This is a genomic window from Dyadobacter sp. CY327 (assembly GCF_021390415.1).
In the GTDB taxonomy this organism is placed as follows: domain Bacteria; phylum Bacteroidota; class Bacteroidia; order Cytophagales; family Spirosomataceae; genus Dyadobacter; species Dyadobacter chenhuakuii.
Map to the genome: position 1 here is coordinate 327164 of NZ_JAJUXJ010000001.1, position 17910 is coordinate 345073.

Here is a 17910-nt window from a genome sequence, read left to right on the forward strand (position 1 = left end):
AATGTATGGGAATAATACAATTGCAACAATTTGTATAAAAAATGCGCTAACCGGCATTTGTTGCACAAATTACAAAGAGTGCACCAAGTTCCGGGAAAAATTACGGAAACGGGAACGGTTCCGGGAACGGTTGCGTAGATTTATTGATTTTTTTCAAGATTAAATTTTGTGTATCAACGAACCAATCGTTAAACTAGGTTCACTGTTGACGAGGCAAGTATGCCTTTTACCACTACGAATCCAGGAAATTTTCTATAATTAACCTAGCTCATTAATGGAAGCAAAATCATTTACCAACACCCTATCACCCGCCCATTCCCAGAAAAGCGCGCTGGAAAGTTTATTTGGCAAAGTGGTGGCAACCGGAGATTATCATGCTTTCCGTGAATTGTTCACGCATCATTACCGGTCGCTTTGTAATTATGCAATGCGTGTGGTGGTTACGCGGGAAATCGCGGAGGAAGTGGTTTCAGATGTGTTTGTGAAACTTTGGAAAAATCGCGAGCAGATTCAAGTGCATACTTCGTTTCAGGCTTACATTTACAGAGCAGTAAGAAATCAGGCGCTGGATTATCTTAAACTGAGGATACACCGGCAGAATGAGCGTGAATCACTGGATTCCGTACAATGGAACCTGACACACGCGGATCATTTCTCGCCTGCCGAAGAACTTACATTCAACGAGTTTTTTGATCATGTAGAAGGTTGCATCAAGGCTTTGCCAAGGCAATGTCAGCTGATTTTCCGGCTCAGCCGCGAAGAGGGCCTTCGTTACCGTGACATTGCTGAAAAGCTTGAAATTTCGGTTAAAACAGTGGAAACGCAGATGAGCCGGGCGTTGAAAGTCTTACGCGAACGCGTTCCCGAACATAGGTTAGTAGCATAAATTCAGATATGGCATTAGAACAAACATGGCGTTGGTTTGGCCCCAGTGATCCTGTCACATTGCAGGACGTCCGTCAAGCCGGGGCAACAGGCATCGTAACCGCATTGCACCACATCCGTAACGGGGAAGTGTGGGAAGTCGCTGAAATACAAGCACGCAAAGAAATGATCGAGCAAGCCGGCCTCACCTGGTCGGTGGTGGAAAGTGTTCCGGTCCACGAAGCGATCAAGACCCGGACCGGAGATTTTGAACGATACATTATAAATTACCAGCAAACATTGGTAAACCTGGGCGCATGCGGCATAGACACCGTTTGCTACAACTTCATGCCTATTCTGGACTGGACAAGAACCGATCTGGATGCCCCTATGAAGGATGGTTCAACAGGTTTGCGGTTTGACGCAGCCCAGTTTGCCACTTTTGATCTTTATCTTTTGAAAAGACCTGAGGCGGAAGACGACTACACCGCCGAGCAAAAGCAAAAAGCAAAAAGCTGGCTGGATCATGCGGGGGAAGCAGAAGTTAACAAGCTCGTAAGGAACATTATAGCAGGCTTGCCGGGCTCCGAGGAAAGCTTTACCATTGCGGAATTCCGGACGGCATTGAGTGCATATGCGCATGTGGGTGACCTGGAATTGCGGACCCATTTATATCAGTTTATCCAGGCCATTGCGCCGGTTGCAGCCGAGGCAGGCATAAGGCTTGCGATCCATCCGGATGATCCACCATATCCTATTTTAGGACTGCCACGCGTGGTAAGCACGGAAAACGATGCATTGTTATTATTGGAAGCATTTGATCATGAGGCAAATGGCATTTGCTTTTGTACAGGTTCATATGGTGTAAGACCTGATAATGACCTCAGCGGAATGGTCGACAGGTTGGGTAACCGGATCCATTTTATCCATTTGCGGGCCACAAAAAGAGAACACGACGGCAGTTTCTACGAAGCAGATCACCTCGATGGCGATGTGGACATGTATAGCGTTATGAAAGCATTGCTATCAGAGCAAAGACGCCGGATCGAAGCCGGAAGGACAGATTTAAGAATGCCGTTCCGCCCGGACCACGGTCACAGAATGCTCGACGATCTTTCAGGGACTAAAAGGACGAATCCGGGTTACACTGCCATCGGAAGGTTACGTGGTTTGGCAGAATTACGGGGGTTGGAGTATGCTATTGAGCGGATTGGCCCCTAAATCCCCTAAAGGGGACTTTGCGTTTCTGCTGGGGTTTGGCCCCTAAATCCCCTAAAGGGGACTTGCGTTTTGCTTTGTATTGATCTTAAATAACTAAAAAAATAGCCCCCTCTTAGGGGGTTGGGGGTATGACAACATTCGCTACTGCACAAAAAACATTCATATCCGACGACTTTCTGCTTCGTTCGGAGACTGCGCGCATTCTTTATCATGATTATGCCAAAGAAATGCCCATTATCGACTATCACTGCCACCTTCCTCCCGATCAGATCGCGGCGGATAAGCAGTTTGAGAATATCACGCAGATCTGGTTATATGGGGACCATTATAAGTGGCGGGCGATGCGTGCGAATGGCATTAATGAGCGCTATTGTACGGGTGATGCGAGCGACTGGGAAAAGTTTGAACAATGGGCGATCACGGTGCCTTACACCATGCGTAACCCGCTGTATCACTGGACGCATTTGGAATTGCTGCGTTATTTTGACATTGATATTTTACTAAACAAAGATTCTGCAAGAGAGATCTATGACGAATGTTCGGCTAAATTGAAGCAGCCGGATTTTTCGGTCAGAAATCTTTTGAAACGAATGAATGTGAAGATCGTTTGTACAACAGATGATCCTACGGATTCCCTTTCTGACCATCAGGCGATCAAAGACAGTGGTTTTGACCTTAAAGTGCTGCCTACTTTCCGTCCTGATAAAGCAATGCTGCTGATCGATTCGCCGGAAGAATTCAATCAATATCTTACCAAGCTGGCAGCGGCTTCGGGGGCGGGAGAAATTAATTCTTACGAAGAACTCCTTGCAGCTTTGCAGAATCGCCACGACTTTTTTGCATCCATGGGCGGCAAGCTTTCGGATCATGGGTTGGAGCATATTTATGCCTCATTTGATGAGGAAGCTGCGAAAGCGGCGTTTGCAGCAGCACGCAACGGACAGCTTCCAGGCGATGCACAACGTGAAGCATTCAAATCTATGGTGCTTTTTGAAACGGCGAAAATGGATCATGCAAAATCGTGGACACAACAATTTCACTTAGGAGCATTGCGTAACAACAATGCGCGTATGCTGCGGGAGCTCGGCCCGGATACAGGCTGGGATTCTATTGGCGATTACAGCCAGGCCTCTTCAATGTCCAAGTTTTTTAATAAACTGGATTCCACAAATCAGCTGACCAAAACCATTCTCTATAACCTCAATCCGGCCGATAATGAAGTGTTGGCGACGATGACCGGTAATTATAATGACGGCACTATTGCGGGCAAAATGCAATTTGGCTCCGGTTGGTGGTATCTTGATCAGAAAGACGGCATGGAACGCCAGATGAATGCACTTTCCAACATGGGGCTATTGAGCCGTTTCGTAGGAATGCTGACCGATTCAAGGAGCTTTCTGTCTTACCCGCGTCATGAATATTTCCGCAGAATCCTTTGCAACATGATTGGCAGCGATGTGGAAAATGGTGAGCTTCCTAATGATATGCAATGGCTTGGAAAAGTGGTTCAGGACATTTCTTATCGCAATGCAAGTAATTATTTCGGATTTTAGGTAGGTTTGCAACTATGGCTCAAATAGTTTCTTTTGGAGAAGTCCTCATGCGACTTTCTACACCAGGTTTTTCCCGTTTTGAACAAGCACGTCAACTGAATGTTACTTATGCCGGCGGAGAAGCGAATGTTTCTACGGCTTTGGCATATTGGGGACATCATACGGCACATGTAACGCGTTTTCCTGACTCGCCAATAGGTCGGGCAGCAGCGCAATATCTTCAATTTCACGGGGTTGACATCTCCTACATCATTTACGGAGGCCCCAGAATGGCCGTTTATTTTCTTGAAATGGGTGCGGCCCTGCGCGGCAGCCAGATCGTTTATGACCGTGCTAACTCATCATTGGCCGAGATAGACCCAAAGGAAATAGATTGGGACAGCATTTTGAAAGATGCCAAATGGTTTCACTGGGCAGGCATTACGCCGGCACTTTCCCAGGGAGCAGCAGACGCGCTCCTGGATGGAATTAAAACAGCACGGAAATACGGAATAACCGTCTCAGGCGATATTTTTTACAGGGCAAATCTGTGGAAATATGGTAAAAAGCCATCCGACATTCTCCCCGAACTGACTGCCGGAACGGACATTGTGATCGCAAACAGCGAAAATATAAAGGAGATTTTTGGCATCGGCGGAAACGATTTTGTAGAGTCCTGTGTCAATTTACAAAAGGCTTATCCGCAAGTGAAGACGGTTGTTGATACAAAACGGACTTCCATCAGCGCGTCACACAACCTTTTACGGGCTTATCTATGGAACGGAAAAGAATTGTTGGAAACGGCTGATATTGAAATCAACCCCATTATCGATAGAGTGGGCGGCGGAGACGCATTCATTGCCGGTTTGATACACGGATTGATTACATTTAATGATCAGCAAAAAGCACTTGAATTTGGCGTTGCGGCCTCTGCGTTGAAACATACGATCGAAGGGGACGCATTGATTTCCACAATTCAGGAGGTTGAGGCGATCCGGCAGGGAGAGACGTCAGGCAGGATCAAGCGCTGATTACCGTTCCAAAAAAAGAATGATATGGACAAAGAAACAACATTAACACTATTGAATCAGGTCGGCGTGCTGCCGCTGTTTTATCATGGTGATATAGAAATTGCGAAAGAGGTTATTAATGCCAGTTACAGGGGCGGTGCCCGTGCGTTTGAGTTTACAAACCGCGGTGAAAACGCATTTACTGTATTTACTGAGCTGGTTGCCTATACAAAAGAGAGCTTGCCAGGCTTATCCATGGGCATAGGGACCATTTATGATGCCGAAACTGCACAGAAATTCATCGATGCAGGAACCGATTTCATTGTAACACCTTGCCTTAACCCTGCCGTCGGATATGCTTGCGCGAAAGCCAACATTCCCTGGATTCCGGGCGTTTCTACATTAACGGAAATTTACAACGCACAGCAGGCAGGAGCCGAAGTGGTTAAACTTTTTCCGGGTGATGTTGTAGGATCCAAATTTATTAAAGCGATCCGCGGGCCTATGCCGAATGTTAAAATCATGGTAACCGGCGGCGTACAGCCAACTGCTGACAGCATTAACGAATGGTTTGGAGCAGGCGCCTATGCGGTTGGCTTGGGATCCAATTTATTTCCAAAAGACATTATCGAAGCTGGTAACTATTCCTGGATCGAGCAGAAAGTTGCTGAAAGCATAGCACTGGTTGCTCAGTTCCGGAAAGCGAGCTGATCATTCAATTTTCAATATTACTGAAAGCGGAACTTAATCTTTTTTACGTTCCGCTTTTTTGCGTTCACGCTTGGCCTTTCTTTCCGCACGTCGCTCTTTACGCTTCTCTTTTCTCTCCTTCCGCACTTCCTTAATGGTGTCTTTTACGCTCATAGAAGAGTCGTACTCAGCCTTAAAGGCTTCCACATAAGCATTCCGGAGCACATTGATAATGATGGGCCAGAAGTCAGTTGAAATTTCGCCCACAGTCCCTTTTAATGGAATGCGTGTGGCCACCTGATCCTTCTTTTTATTTTCCAAAATGAAAGCACCGCCTTCTGCCAGGAGTTCGCGAAAGAACTGGCTCGCATTGCGGTTTTCTTCCTTCATTTTAAATATTTTCATGTCCTTGGTAAGCGGCTTTAAATAGCCCTCAAGCTTCCCGTCGACCATTTTCATCTCGCTCAGAAGACTCATTGTGCCCTGCTCAAAGTCCAGGTTGCCATACTGCCGCGCCAGACTGTTGAGTTTCACCAATTGAAGGTCTTTCAAACTAAGATTGTAATCAAAGTCCGGAATTTTCTTTAACAGCATCATATTGGCCGTAAAGAGCATGGTCCCGCCAAAACCAGGCATATCACCAGTCGCTTTTACGGGGGAAGGAAAACTCTTGCCTTTTTCTTCAACGTTCCGGATGTTCTCGATTTCGAGGTTGAAGTTTTTCAGCGTCAGGTCGGTTTTGGGCTGGCTTACAATGCTGGTAAGGTCCACTTTGCCGTTGATGATCTGGAAACGGTTTATTTCAATCGGCAAAAGGTCTTTGATTACTTTGGTCCAATCGTTTTCTGCACCAGTCTGGCTGGCTTCCTCGCTACTGCTAAACGCGAAGTTGATCTCCGGGTTATGACATTCCACCTCGCTCACCAGCTTTCCTTTCAGCAACGATTCCCACTGCACCGAGAGGTCCATCTTAGGGATAAGGATAAACGGCTCCTTTATTTTGCCATTCACCTTGCGGATATTCATGCCGTCTATCTGGTAAGCGCCGCGGATGAGATGAATGTCAACGTCATCAATGTGCCCTGTATAACCATCCATATCGGCGAGGACTTTATTCACATACTTTACCACGAAATAGGGAAGCAGCAAGCGTGCGATTATAACAATAACCACTATTCCTATCAGTATTTTTATAGATTTTTTCACAGTTTTAAATCAAAAATCGTGATGATCATTTTTTGAGTTTCAGGGTGTCATAAAGTCAAAAATGATGCCAAAGGGATTTTTAGTATCCAAAGAGGCAATGATGAATCAAACTGATTGTAAATAAAAAGTCCGCTTCTGTCTGTTTCAACAAAAGCGGACTGTATGTGTGAAGGCTTCCAGCAGGTCGCCTTACCTTATTTTTATTACAAATTGCGCTATACAGCATTAATCAACATCAATTTTGGGCGCATCGGCACCGGGGACAATGCGTAACGTATCCATCGCTGCTGCCTCAGCCATATGCGACTTCACAGCGTCCAGAAATCCAGGAAGCTGCGTCAGATCCGTATCCCAAAGTGATACATCGGCTAAAACTTTCTCTGCAAGATCAAGCGGTGAAGCGGCCGTTTTCCACATTTCATCAAAATACGGGGCGGCATCGCAGCGGATCGAATAAGGCTGGCCATCGCGATCGCCGTAGTAAGCGCCGTCTTTGTGGACAACCGGCTTCATAAATTTCAGGAATGCAGCGAAACCCTCGGCAAAAAGCGCTGGTGCCTGATCGGACTTTTTGTAATGGCTCAGCAATGTGGGGATATTCCGCATTCTCATTTTGGCTGTGTATTGCACAGTAATGTCGACCAGCTGGTGGCGGATGAACGGATTGCGGAAACGGTCCAGAACCTGGTTGCCAAATTCCTGCGCACGCGCCGCATCCACATCATAAGGAATGGCCGGAGCGAGTTCTGTCAACATTAAATCCGCAATAAAAGATGCGGTTTCGGGGTTTTCCATGCTTTCCCGGACCGTATCCAGGCCATTCAGGAAGCAAAGACCGCAGGCAAGCGTATGCGTGCCGTTAAGGAGGCGTAATTTCAGCTCTCTGTACAGATCAATGTTGGGTTCTATCACAACGCCCTTGTCCGCCTCAGCAAAGCTTAAAACGGATTTCACATGTTCGCTCCCTTCAATGGCCCACAATCTGTAAACTTCCGAAACGATCAGTAAGTCATCCTTATAGCCTTGTTGAGCAGAAATTAGCGCCACGGTTTCAGCGTCCGGTTTGCCGGGAACAATGCGATCCACGAGCGAGCTGCAAAAATGATTATGTTCTTCCAGCCATTGATTGAATGCTTCTTCCAGGTTGTGACGTTTGGCTTGTTCAAGAACAATGTCGCGCAATTTTTGCCCGCTGTTAACGATCAGCTCAGTAGGAACGATCACCATTCCGGACTCTGCACTTCCGTTAAATGCTTTGAAACGCTCATGTAAGTAAGCCGTCAGTTTTCCGGGGTAGGAAGCTGGGGGAGTGGCAAAAATATCGTCGTCAGTCAGTTGTATCCCAACTTCTGTCGTATTTGAAATAACAATTTTTAATTCAGGGTTATGAGCACATTCCAGGATCTCAGCCCAATGACTGTTTGCTGAAATGGTCCGGCTAATGGCACTATTAATTACCAGCTTATCAACCTGATTTCCATCCTCAATGCCGCGGATGCTGTGTGAGAATACGTTTTGCTGCGTAGCAAATGCATCCGTTCCGCCGCTGTTTGTAGACTTCACGACCACGATCCTGCCATTGAAAATCCCTTGCTGATTGGCCTTGTTTACAAAATAATCGGGCAAGCCGCGCAGCAGCACGCCTGTACCGAACTGAATGATCTTTTCAGGCAGTGCAAGCAGGTTTTGATGGTTTGGCAACAAGTCTGGACGCTGGTCCAGCAATTCGGGGGAAAGCTGCGGTAAGGACATTTTAATAATGAATAGTTGTTGATATCAGGACGTGTTTTCGAATTACAAACCCCTAAGCAAAAAAGACGCCCGGAAGCGTCTTTTTTGAACTTAAAATATATTATTTTTTTAAAAACGGCCTTTAAACGTCCAGAGTCGCGTATCCGCTTTCTTCTTTTTCTTTCTTCTCTTCCGGGAAAATAAAATTGGTGGCATTTTTTACCTTCTCAGGCAGCAATGCATATTCCAGCACCTCATCAATCTGATCCACATAATGGAATGACAGATCTTTGATATAATTCGCAGGCACCTCCTCCACATCCTTGCGGTTTTTTACACAAAGAATAATTTCCTTCACACCTGCACGGCGTGCAGCAAGGATTTTTTCCTTCACACCGCCCACAGGCAATACTTTTCCCCTTAATGTGATCTCGCCCGTCATCGCGATGAACGGTTTTACCCGGCGCTGCGTAAAGATCGAAGCCATAGAAGTTACCATGGTCACACCCGCAGAAGGCCCGTCCTTGGGCACGGCACCCGCAGGCACATGTACATGAAGGTCATAATGGTTAAAGATCCTGTAATCGATGCCTAACCGGTCTGCATTTGCTTTCAGATAAGATAATGCGGCCACCGCCGATTCTTTCATCACATCGCCCAGCTGGCCAGACAATGTAAGGTTTCCTTTTCCGCGGCTCAGGCTGGTTTCAATGAACAAGATTTCACCGCCGACAGAGGTCCAGGCCAGGCCTGTTACTACGCCTGCGAAATCATTATCCTGATACAGATCCTTGTCAAAAATCTCTGCGCCAAGGTATTTTTCAATATGCTCAGCCTTAATGGTTTTAGGATATTCCTGCTCCATTGCAACCGATTTCGCGATTTTGCGGACAACAGATCCTATTTTCTGTTCCAGGTTCCGGACACCGGATTCCCTTGTATAACCTTCTATAATTTTAGTCAATGCAACATCGTCGATCTTGATATCAGTCGATTTCAAGCCGTGATCTTTGCGTTGTTTGGGAACGAGGTAACGTTTCGCGATCTGCAATTTCTCTTCGATGGTATAACCCGTCATTTCAATGATCTCCATCCGGTCGCGCAATGCGGGATGGATGGTGTCCAGTGCATTGGCGGTTGCTACGAACAGAACCTTGGAAAGATCGTATTCAACTTCCAGGTAATTGTCTGTAAATGAAGAGTTTTGTTCCGGATCGAGCACTTCCAATAATGCGGAAGAAGGATCCCCGCGATAATCGGAGCTTACTTTATCAATTTCATCCAGAATGAACACAGGATTGGCATAACCTGCTTTTTTAATGTTCTGAATGATTTTTCCCGGCATTGCGCCGATATATGTCTTTCTGTGGCCACGGATTTCAGCCTCATCATGCACGCCGCCCAGGGCCATTCTGATGTATTCGCGGTTTAATGCTTTGGCAATGGATCTTCCCAGTGAAGTTTTACCAACTCCCGGAGGGCCGTATAAACAAAGGATAGGCGCTTTCAAATTGCCTTTCAGCTTCAAAACAGCCAGATATTCAATGATACGCTCCTTTACTTTCTCTAAACCAAAATGGTCTGCGTCCAGCACTTTCTGCGCACGGACCAGGTCGAAATTGTCTTTGGTATATTGTCCCCACGGCAGGTCAACCAGCGTTTCCAGGTAATTCATCGTCACCGGATATTCGGGTGCCATTGGGTTAATGCGTTGCAGCTTCGCCAGTTCTTTTTCAAAGTGCAGGCGCACCGCGTCCGACCATTTTTTCTGGCTTGCTTTCAAACGGATCTCGTCCAGATCGCGCTCCGGGCTGTCCATACCGAGTTCGTCGTGCAGGACTTTTATTTGTTGTCTCAGGAAATAATCGCGTTGCTGCTGGTCAATGTCGGAGCTGGCTTTGGTTTGGATTTCCCGTTTCAATTCCAGCATTTCAATTTCCCGCATCATATACTGAAGCAGCAATGTAGCCTGCTTATGACCGTTCCTTTCTTCGAGCAGCTTTTGCTTGTCTGCAACCTCTACATTAATGTTGGAGGAAAGGAAATGGATCAGGAAAATAGGGCTTTCAATGTTATCCAGCGCGATCCTGGCTTCCTGAGGGATTTCAGGGTTCAGGCGCATGATCTTATGCGCGCCATCACGCAGGGATTGCAAAAGTGCTTTCGATTCCTTCTTGGTCGGGCCAACAAACGAATCGTCAATCGCTTTTACCTGGGCAGTCAAATAAGGTTCTTCGTGCAGAATGGTTTTAATCTCAAAACGTTGTCTTCCCTGCACAATAATGGTCACATTTCCATCTGGTAACGTGATCATTTTCAGGATCTGGGCAACTGTTCCGACATTGTATAGGTCCTCAGCAGTAGGGTCTTCCTTGTTGGGAATGGCTTGCGTTACTGCTCCGAGTATGCGTTGATTTATATCCGAATTCCTGTATATTTTTTTGACTAAACGAATGGCCTTCTGGCGCACTACGGTCACGGGAATAACCATTCCTGGGAAAAGTACTGTTTGCCTGATCGGCAGTATCGCAAGTTCTTCGGGGAGTTCAAAAGGCTCATCGGAGCCATCAGGGCCACCAAGAGGAACAATTTCAAGGCTATCCATATCCGAATCGGACATTAGCAGCCGACTATATAAGTCAGAAGGTTCAAATTTCATAGGCATTCTGTCAAAATGACAGATAATCTTTTCCCAATATATAAATAATGACTTTCAAAAGAAAGGGAATAATAAAACAAAATAGCCATGCCACCAACGGCTGTGTCAGGCTTTTTAGTAACCGGAATGCGGTTAAAGAATGTGTACAGATTGTCCCTTTTTAAACAAGAATGTGCGTTTTTCGGAAGCGCTTTTAATGTTCGTCATATTGACCTGATCATCAAAAACCTCCATCAGCGTGCTGTTTTGTAGCTTGAAGCCATTCAGAGGACCATTGAATGGAATTTCGAGATAAACCCACGTTGCATCCTCCTCCTGTTCCTTCCCTACATACTTTGCAGCAACCGGTTTCTTCTGACTGTCCATCAGTACAAACGATTTCAAAACATATCGCTCGACCAAGGGATCATTTTTGTCATTGTTCTTTATCACAACGCGCTGCTTATCATTTCCCTGGGTCAGCCCTGGCTGTGATAGCGCACGTTCAAGATCGTCCGTGAACATACGTATACTCACTTCGAATGTTCTGAGCGCAGGGTTATACTGCATCTGTGTGACGCTAACATGATAATCATGCACTGACGACGACAGGGTCAAAACGAAAAAAATAAGGAAAGGAAAGCGGATTAAGCGCTTTGTCCTTTCCTTATTTTCAACCAAAAATATTTTAAAATACTGCTTTCCAGACATCATTGAATATTGCAAAAGCCATCAGGCCAAGTAAAAGCACCATGCCTACTTTCTGTGCATTTTCCAAAAAGCGATCGGATGGTTTACGTCCCGAAATGATCTCGTAAGATAGTATCACCGCGTGGCCGCCATCCAATGCCGGAATAGGTAATGCATTCATGAACGCAAGCACCATTGAAAGCAAACCGGTTAAATACCAGAAACGGCTCCAATCCCAAACGCCCCCAAACATACGGGCAATGCCGATCGGTCCGCTTAGTGCTTTGGAAGCTGAAACTTCACCTCTGAATATTTTACCAAAACCTTTAATGTTGTTATAAACGACGGCAAAAGCATCATTTGTGCCCACCGAAATGGCTTGTGCCAATGTATATTTTACAGCCGTGTAGTTCAACAGACTTTCGGGATAGAAACCCAGCGTTCCGTCTTCGTCCACAGTAGCATTAAGCGTTTTGCTTTCCGCACCGCGTTGAACGAGCAGTTCAGCTTTTTTGCCTTTCAGATTTTGCAGCTGCCCTTGCAGCTCATGGAAGAACTGGATAGGCTGACCATTGATAGAAATGACCTTATCCCCCGTTAACAGACCTGCTTTTTGTGCAGGAGACGCCGGTACAACTTCACCGATCTTGAATGGTTCCAAAGGACGGATAAAGCTTCTTTTTTCTTCCGGATCAGATAATTTTTCGATAAAGTCATTTGGAATGTCGATCTCAACCTCTTTTCCGGCACGGTTCACCGTGTACGAGCTGTTGCTTCCCAGCAACACTTCGGAACTTCCCAGTTCATCAAAACTAGTGAACGGCTTACCATTCACCTTTACAATTTTGTCGCCCGTTTGCAGGCCGATTTCCTTGGCCAGGTCGCCGGCTACAATGCCGTATTTATTGACCTCGGTGCTGGAAAGATATTTATCCCCATTATTATACGCAATGACAATGAATATGAATATCCCGACGATTACATTGACGATAATTCCGCCAAGCATGACGATCAAACGCTGCCAGGCTGGTTTCGAACGGAATTCATAGGGCTGAGGTTCCTTGTTCATCGTCTCAGTATCCATGGACTCGTCGATCATTCCCGATATTTTGACGAAACCTCCCAACGGGATTGCGCCAATTCCATATTCTGTTTCTCCTTTTTTAAAGCTGAATATCTTCGGAGGAAAACCAATGAAGTATTTTTCAACTCGCATTCCAAACATTTTCGCAGCAAACATATGCCCCCATTCATGCAGCCCTACCAAAATTGATAAGCCCAGAATGAGCTGCCCTGCCATTATTAATACTTCCATTCAGGTTTCGGTAATCGTTATTTGTTATTAATTAATGTACTAAATCTAATGCTTAAAATCCTCAATCCACGCTCAGAATTAAGAAACGTAATTGTGCCCTGTAAAGTTACGCAAATCCGGGCACAACATTATTTTTCTATCTGAATACCCATCATTCGCATCAATTCCGAAGCATTGAAGCTCTTACAAATTCCATCGTGCAGCTTGTAGTCGAATAGTAATTCACCGTTTTCGACATCGGACCTGAAATGGAAATTGTGAACGTAACTTTCAGTGGCTCCCCATTCGCCGAGTTCAAGATCGTGGGTCGAAACCAGCCCGGAAGCTTTTTTCATATGCAACTGTCTGATCAATGCTTCGGCTCCGCGGTGGCGGTCGGAAGAGTTGGTGCCTTTCAGGATTTCGTCCAGTAAATAAAATACCGGGGCAACATTGTTCTGGTCGGACAGTTCCAGCAGCTTTTTCAGCCTTTTTAATTCAGCATAAAAAGATGAAGTGCTTTCTTCAAGCGAATCCTGCGTGCGCATGCTGCTGAAAACGCGTACAGGTGCACATTTGAATGCTTTTGCACTTACTACGGCGCCTATTTGGGCCAATACAAAATTTAACCCGATCGTACGGAGAAACGTACTTTTGCCGGACATATTCGAGCCTGTTACCAGGATCGTATGCCCTGTTCCCGATACACTGAAATCATTGCTGATCCGGCGTTCCAGCGGAATGAGCAGATGGCCCATTTCCTTGGTATCAATCTGGAATTCAGAAGAATCGACGATTTCGGGAGTAATGTACGTGGGATTGGCAAATGCGTGACCAGCCAAACTATTCATTGCTTCGGCGTCGGCCAGGACTTCCAGCCAGTCGGCTAATTTGTCGTGATTGTCCCGTTTCCAATTTTCAAGTCCTGCAATGCAAAAGAGGTCCCAAAGCGTTGGAATGCCCACAAATAGTGAGAAAAATATATTGTTGCGGTAATCCAGTTTTTCGAAGAGTGCTCCGACTTGCTTCAATGATTGTCCTGAACCTGCAATGCGGTCTTTGCGGGTAAGCCACCACTGTGCCTGGTATGGAAACGATTGGGCGACTTCGAGAATTTCTCCATAAGAAACCAGTGTTTTCCCCAGCTCAGTTGTGCGGTTTGTAACAGCATCAACATATGCTTTGAACCGCGCAATTAATACGGCATTCACGGCAATGCATAACAATAATGGCCACGCAGGCAGGATCGAAAATAAAAACAGAACGGCTACAATCACGGTAATGACACTGAACCAGCGGAAATTCAGCAGGCGTGCCATGTCTTTGTCCATAAATTCCGTAGACCATTTTCTGAAATCGCCGAGTTGCTGTGCGGCGTGTTCGTGCAGTAAGGCAGTTGCTTCCAGCGCCTGGATCATTTCGGGATGGTTGCTGAATTCCGCCGCAGCTTCCTGCCGAAGCCTTATTTCCTTGACATCCGCATGGTTTTTGAGCCAGTTTGCGAAACGCTGGCTGCCTTCCGCGGTCCGCGTCCTGTTAAGGAGCTTATACAATGAATATTCTCCAAAAATGTCCAGATCACTTCCGAATGCATGTTCTTTTTCCTGAAACTGCACGCCGGAATCTGCTCTGCTGAAACGGAATGAAAGCCGGTTAAGCTCGTCGGTGTTGATCGTAACGAGGTTGCGCTGAAAATCGCGTAATCTACGGGCAGCTTGCTGGCGGCGCATCGAAATCAAGAAAATCACGAGCAATCCGAATGCTACTAATCCCCACACAGGCTGACTTTGGTTACTCCACAGCCATAGGAAGAAGATCATGGCAAAAAACACGAGTAACCTGGCAATGGCTAGCTGATTAAAGTTTTGCAATGCGGCTGCCTCGGCAATAGCTGCTTTGTTTTTTTCTGTTTCAAAAAATGCTTTGGAGGATTTCTGGGTTGTGCTGCTTGTTTCCATCAATTGCTATCTGCGGTTTCAAATTGCAATTTGATCAGATTTGCGTACAAACCATTGTCCATAAGTGTTAATTGCTGGTGCGTTCCCGATTCCGCAATGCGGCCTTCCCGGATAACGTAAATCATATCCACCTTCCTGATAGTCGCCAAACGGTGCGCTATAACGATCGTAGTGCGGTTTTTCATCAATTCATCCAATGCAATCTGCACCAGCTTTTCCGATTCCGCATCAAGCGAACTTGTTGCTTCGTCGAGGATCAGAATTTTAGGATCTTTCAAAATCGCGCGGGCAATAGCGATGCGCTGGCGCTGACCTCCGGAGAGCTTGATACCGCGTTCGCCAACGACTGTGTCAAATTTTTCAGGAAATGTATCGATGAATTCCCTGGCATGCGCGCGCCGGGCAGCATCGTAGATTTCTTCCCGGGTTGCATTGGGTTTTCCGTAGGCGATGTTCTCGTAAATTGTTCCGCCAAACAACATTACTTCCTGCGGCACAATGGCAATGTTTTTACGCAGTTCGGTAAGGCCATAAGATTCAACAGGCTGGCCGTCAATAAGAATGTCGCCCGTCTGATGATCGTAGAATCGCATGAGCAACTGCACGATCGTTGACTTTCCAGCGCCGCTGTAACCGACCAGGGCAATTTTCTCTCCTGCTTTTATCTCAAACGAAATTCCTTTCAAAACCGGCAGATCGGCCCGTGAAGGATAAGAGAAATGCACATCCTGATACGCAATGTGGCCTTCAATAGGGCTGGCAAGCGCATTTTTTGCATTTTCCAGATCCAGCTCGGGTTCTTCTTCCAATATTTCAAATATTCTTTCGGAAGCGCCGATGACCCGGTTTATCTGCGCATACAAATCGCCCATTCCGCTGATGGAAGCGCCTATGAATGTGGTGTAGAGAATGAATGTAAACAAATCCGAAAGCCCAAACTCACCTGCCTGCACCAGTCCCGCGCCATACCAGATCACCCCGACAATGCCACCAAAAAGGGCGAAAATAATAAACGAAACAAATCCACCCCGGAATGCTGCCGCATAAAGCGATAAATCCACCACCCGCTTCAAAATCAGCTGGTAACGGATTACTTCTAGCGGTTCGTTAGTAAATGCTTTGACCACATTCACAGACTGCAATGTTTCCTCTACAACCACATTGGCCGCCGCAAGCTCGTCCTGCACTTTCCTCGCAAGCCGGCGCTGATGCCTGCCGAAAAACACCGAAGCGATAACCAAAACCGGAAATGTTGCCAGCATGAAAAGCGTGAGTTTCCACGAAGTATAAAAAAGGATGGAAACACCCACGATTAACGTGGCGACTTGTCTGAAAATCTCTGCTAACGTGAAGGAAAGTAACCCCTGTAACTGCGAAACATCCGAAGTAATGCGGCTAGTAAGCTCGCCAACGCGACGCTGTTCGAGAAAAGCGATGGGTAATGTGATAATTTTGGTAAAAACATCCGACCGGATATTGGTCATGGCCAGTTCACTCACTTTTGTAAACAAATACACCCGGAAGAATGAAAAAACCGCCTGGCATATTAGTATAAAGAACAGGAAAAGCGTGATCTGGTTAATGGTGTAGGGCGATTTGCCCTCAATCACTTCAATAATGCTTCCTACCAGCTTCGGGAAAGCCAGTGAAGTGGCGGTGGACAGCACAAGAAAAATGAGCCCGATAAAGAATGTGAGCCGGTACGGCCTTAAATATCTGAGCAGGTCAAGCGTCGTTTTAAGCCCTTGCCAGCTTATTTTTCGCACCGCGAATGGCGATGGTTGTTCAGGAGTGGGTTCACTTTTGGCCATTAAAAATCAGTATAGTGCACATGATAACACATGATTTGAAAATAATATTCAAATATGCGTGGTTAGGCTGCAAAAGTAAGTAAGAACAGGAAACTATTGTATGGCAATTTCCCGGGAGCGGGCATGTGAACCTTTCTGATTCCGGTTTTTGTACCAGTTGCGTATTAAATGATTGGCCGGAATTTCAACGAATTTGTTGATCAGCCAGGCGGCTAAGGTAACCAGGGCCATGGTCATGAGAAGGGCTGGGTAAATGTTCACCTGCCAGACATCGGTAAGCATTGCCAGCAAACGCAAACCCACATACTGATGGATCAGATACAGGCAATAGGAGATTTTACCCAAAAAGAGAAGGGGCGCTGTGTTTAGAAATTTCAGCTTGCCAAATATCGCCAGCGCAAAAACAATGTGGAAAAAAGTCAGGATCGCATAATGTTCATAAGGAGTCACATGATACTGTGAACGGCCGCCCTGATTGTGCAGATAACACGCGGCGAAGAGACAAAACCCAATTAACAGCGAGTTTTTCTTTACATGGTTTCCATTTCTGATGAGGTAAAAAAGAATGCCGGAAAAGAATAGCGGGAAGTGGTTGAGCAGTTCGATCTTCCGGGTTGCAAACTCATGAAAACCTGTATATAGCGGCGAAAAAGCATGAAAAAGGATAATGAAAACGGTAAAAATAAAGCCCGCACTCACAATGTTTTTGATATTCCCGGTAACCAGTAGCACCAGGATCCAGAAATAGAATATAAGCTCAACCAATAATGTCCAGTAAGACTGGTCCATATTCTCCTGATTGAAAAAGATCGGCATCATTGTCGTATTTGCCAGAAGCTTTTGAAGGGAAACTGCCTCTGGTTCAATAAGCATCATGGCCATTGTTGTTATCAAAAGGCAACACCAGAATGCGGGATACAGCCTCGCGAACCTGGAAACGACGAAATCAGGCCATTTTTTTACTCTTGAAATGGTAAGAAAAATGACAAATCCGCTGATGATGAAAAATATGTCAACGCCCGTGACGCCATATCGGAATTCCCATCCCAGCAATAAGCTGTTGGAATTGATCGTGAAATGAAAAAGGACAACCAGCACTGCCGCCAGACCGCGTAATGCGTCCAGTTCAAGAAAGCGGGAATCGATAATGTTAAGATGAGGACGTTTTTCAGTCATTCAATGGCTCCTGACCGGACAGGAAAAATTAACGTTGAGTAATAATACTATGCTGCCAAATTTGGAGAAAAATCCACAGTTCTCACATT

At 46.0% G+C, this 17910-nt stretch carries 13 protein-coding genes; 5 read left to right on the forward strand and 8 right to left on the reverse strand.

The annotated features are described in order from the left end of the window. Positions 1-274: 274 nt before the first annotated feature. The 5 genes from LZG74_RS01495 (at position 275) to LZG74_RS01515 (ending at position 5338) form a co-directional block, all read left to right on the forward strand. Positions 275-886 carry an RNA polymerase sigma-70 factor gene (locus tag LZG74_RS01495; protein WP_233794885.1) on the forward strand — a complete coding sequence of 204 codons (612 nt, stop codon included), beginning with the start codon at positions 275-277 and terminating at the stop codon, positions 884-886. 8 nt (positions 887-894) lie between these two features. Next, positions 895-2085 carry a mannonate dehydratase gene (uxuA, locus tag LZG74_RS01500; protein WP_233794886.1) on the forward strand — a complete coding sequence of 397 codons (1191 nt, stop codon included), beginning with the start codon at positions 895-897 and terminating at the stop codon, positions 2083-2085. Between the two features lie 128 nt (positions 2086-2213). Then, a complete protein-coding gene (gene uxaC / locus LZG74_RS01505; protein ID WP_233794887.1) occupies positions 2214-3638 on the forward strand; it encodes a glucuronate isomerase in 1425 nt (474 codons plus the stop codon). Positions 3639-3652: 14 nt separating this feature from the next. Beyond that, positions 3653-4648: a sugar kinase gene (locus LZG74_RS01510; protein WP_233794888.1), complete on the forward strand. Its 996-nt coding sequence runs from the start codon at positions 3653-3655 to the stop codon at positions 4646-4648. Between the two features lie 24 nt (positions 4649-4672). Continuing rightward, positions 4673-5338, forward strand: a complete 666-nt coding sequence (locus tag LZG74_RS01515; RefSeq protein WP_233794889.1) for a bifunctional 4-hydroxy-2-oxoglutarate aldolase/2-dehydro-3-deoxy-phosphogluconate aldolase — start codon at positions 4673-4675, stop codon at positions 5336-5338. A gap of 33 nt (positions 5339-5371) precedes the next feature. Here the strand turns inward: LZG74_RS01515 and LZG74_RS01520 are convergent, their stop codons facing one another. The 8 genes from LZG74_RS01520 to LZG74_RS01555 form a co-directional block, all read right to left on the reverse strand. After that, on the reverse strand, positions 5372-6523 hold the full coding sequence (locus LZG74_RS01520; protein ID WP_233794890.1) for a DUF748 domain-containing protein: 1152 nt from the start codon (positions 6521-6523) through the stop codon (positions 5372-5374). Positions 6524-6748: 225 nt separating this feature from the next. Continuing rightward, a complete protein-coding gene (locus LZG74_RS01525; protein WP_233794891.1) occupies positions 6749-8275 on the reverse strand; it encodes a tagaturonate reductase in 1527 nt (508 codons plus the stop codon). Positions 8276-8396: 121 nt separating this feature from the next. Continuing rightward, positions 8397-10913, reverse strand: a complete 2517-nt coding sequence (gene lon / locus LZG74_RS01530) for an endopeptidase La (protein ID WP_233794892.1) — start codon at positions 10911-10913, stop codon at positions 8397-8399. A gap of 132 nt (positions 10914-11045) precedes the next feature. Further along, positions 11046-11606, reverse strand: a complete 561-nt coding sequence (locus LZG74_RS01535) for a DUF6702 family protein (RefSeq protein ID WP_310589264.1) — start codon at positions 11604-11606, stop codon at positions 11046-11048. Then, positions 11581-12897, reverse strand: coding sequence for an RIP metalloprotease RseP (rseP, locus tag LZG74_RS01540; RefSeq protein WP_233794894.1), 1317 nt, complete (start codon positions 12895-12897; stop codon positions 11581-11583). The genes LZG74_RS01535 and rseP overlap by 26 nt, the downstream gene beginning before the upstream one ends. 128 nt (positions 12898-13025) lie before the next feature. After that, positions 13026-14834 (reverse strand): MutS-related protein, encoded by a 1809-nt coding sequence (locus LZG74_RS01545; RefSeq protein WP_233794895.1) that lies wholly within the window; start codon positions 14832-14834, stop codon positions 13026-13028. After that, positions 14834-16645, reverse strand: a complete 1812-nt coding sequence (locus LZG74_RS01550) for an ABC transporter ATP-binding protein (RefSeq protein ID WP_233794896.1) — start codon at positions 16643-16645, stop codon at positions 14834-14836. Before LZG74_RS01550 ends, LZG74_RS01545 begins: the two co-directional genes overlap by 1 nt. 93 nt (positions 16646-16738) lie before the next feature. Next, the gene (locus LZG74_RS01555) at positions 16739-17821 is read right to left on the reverse strand and encodes an acyltransferase (RefSeq protein ID WP_233794897.1); all 1083 of its coding nucleotides are present in this window, start codon (positions 17819-17821) and stop codon (positions 16739-16741) included. Positions 17822-17910: the final 89 nt, after the last annotated feature.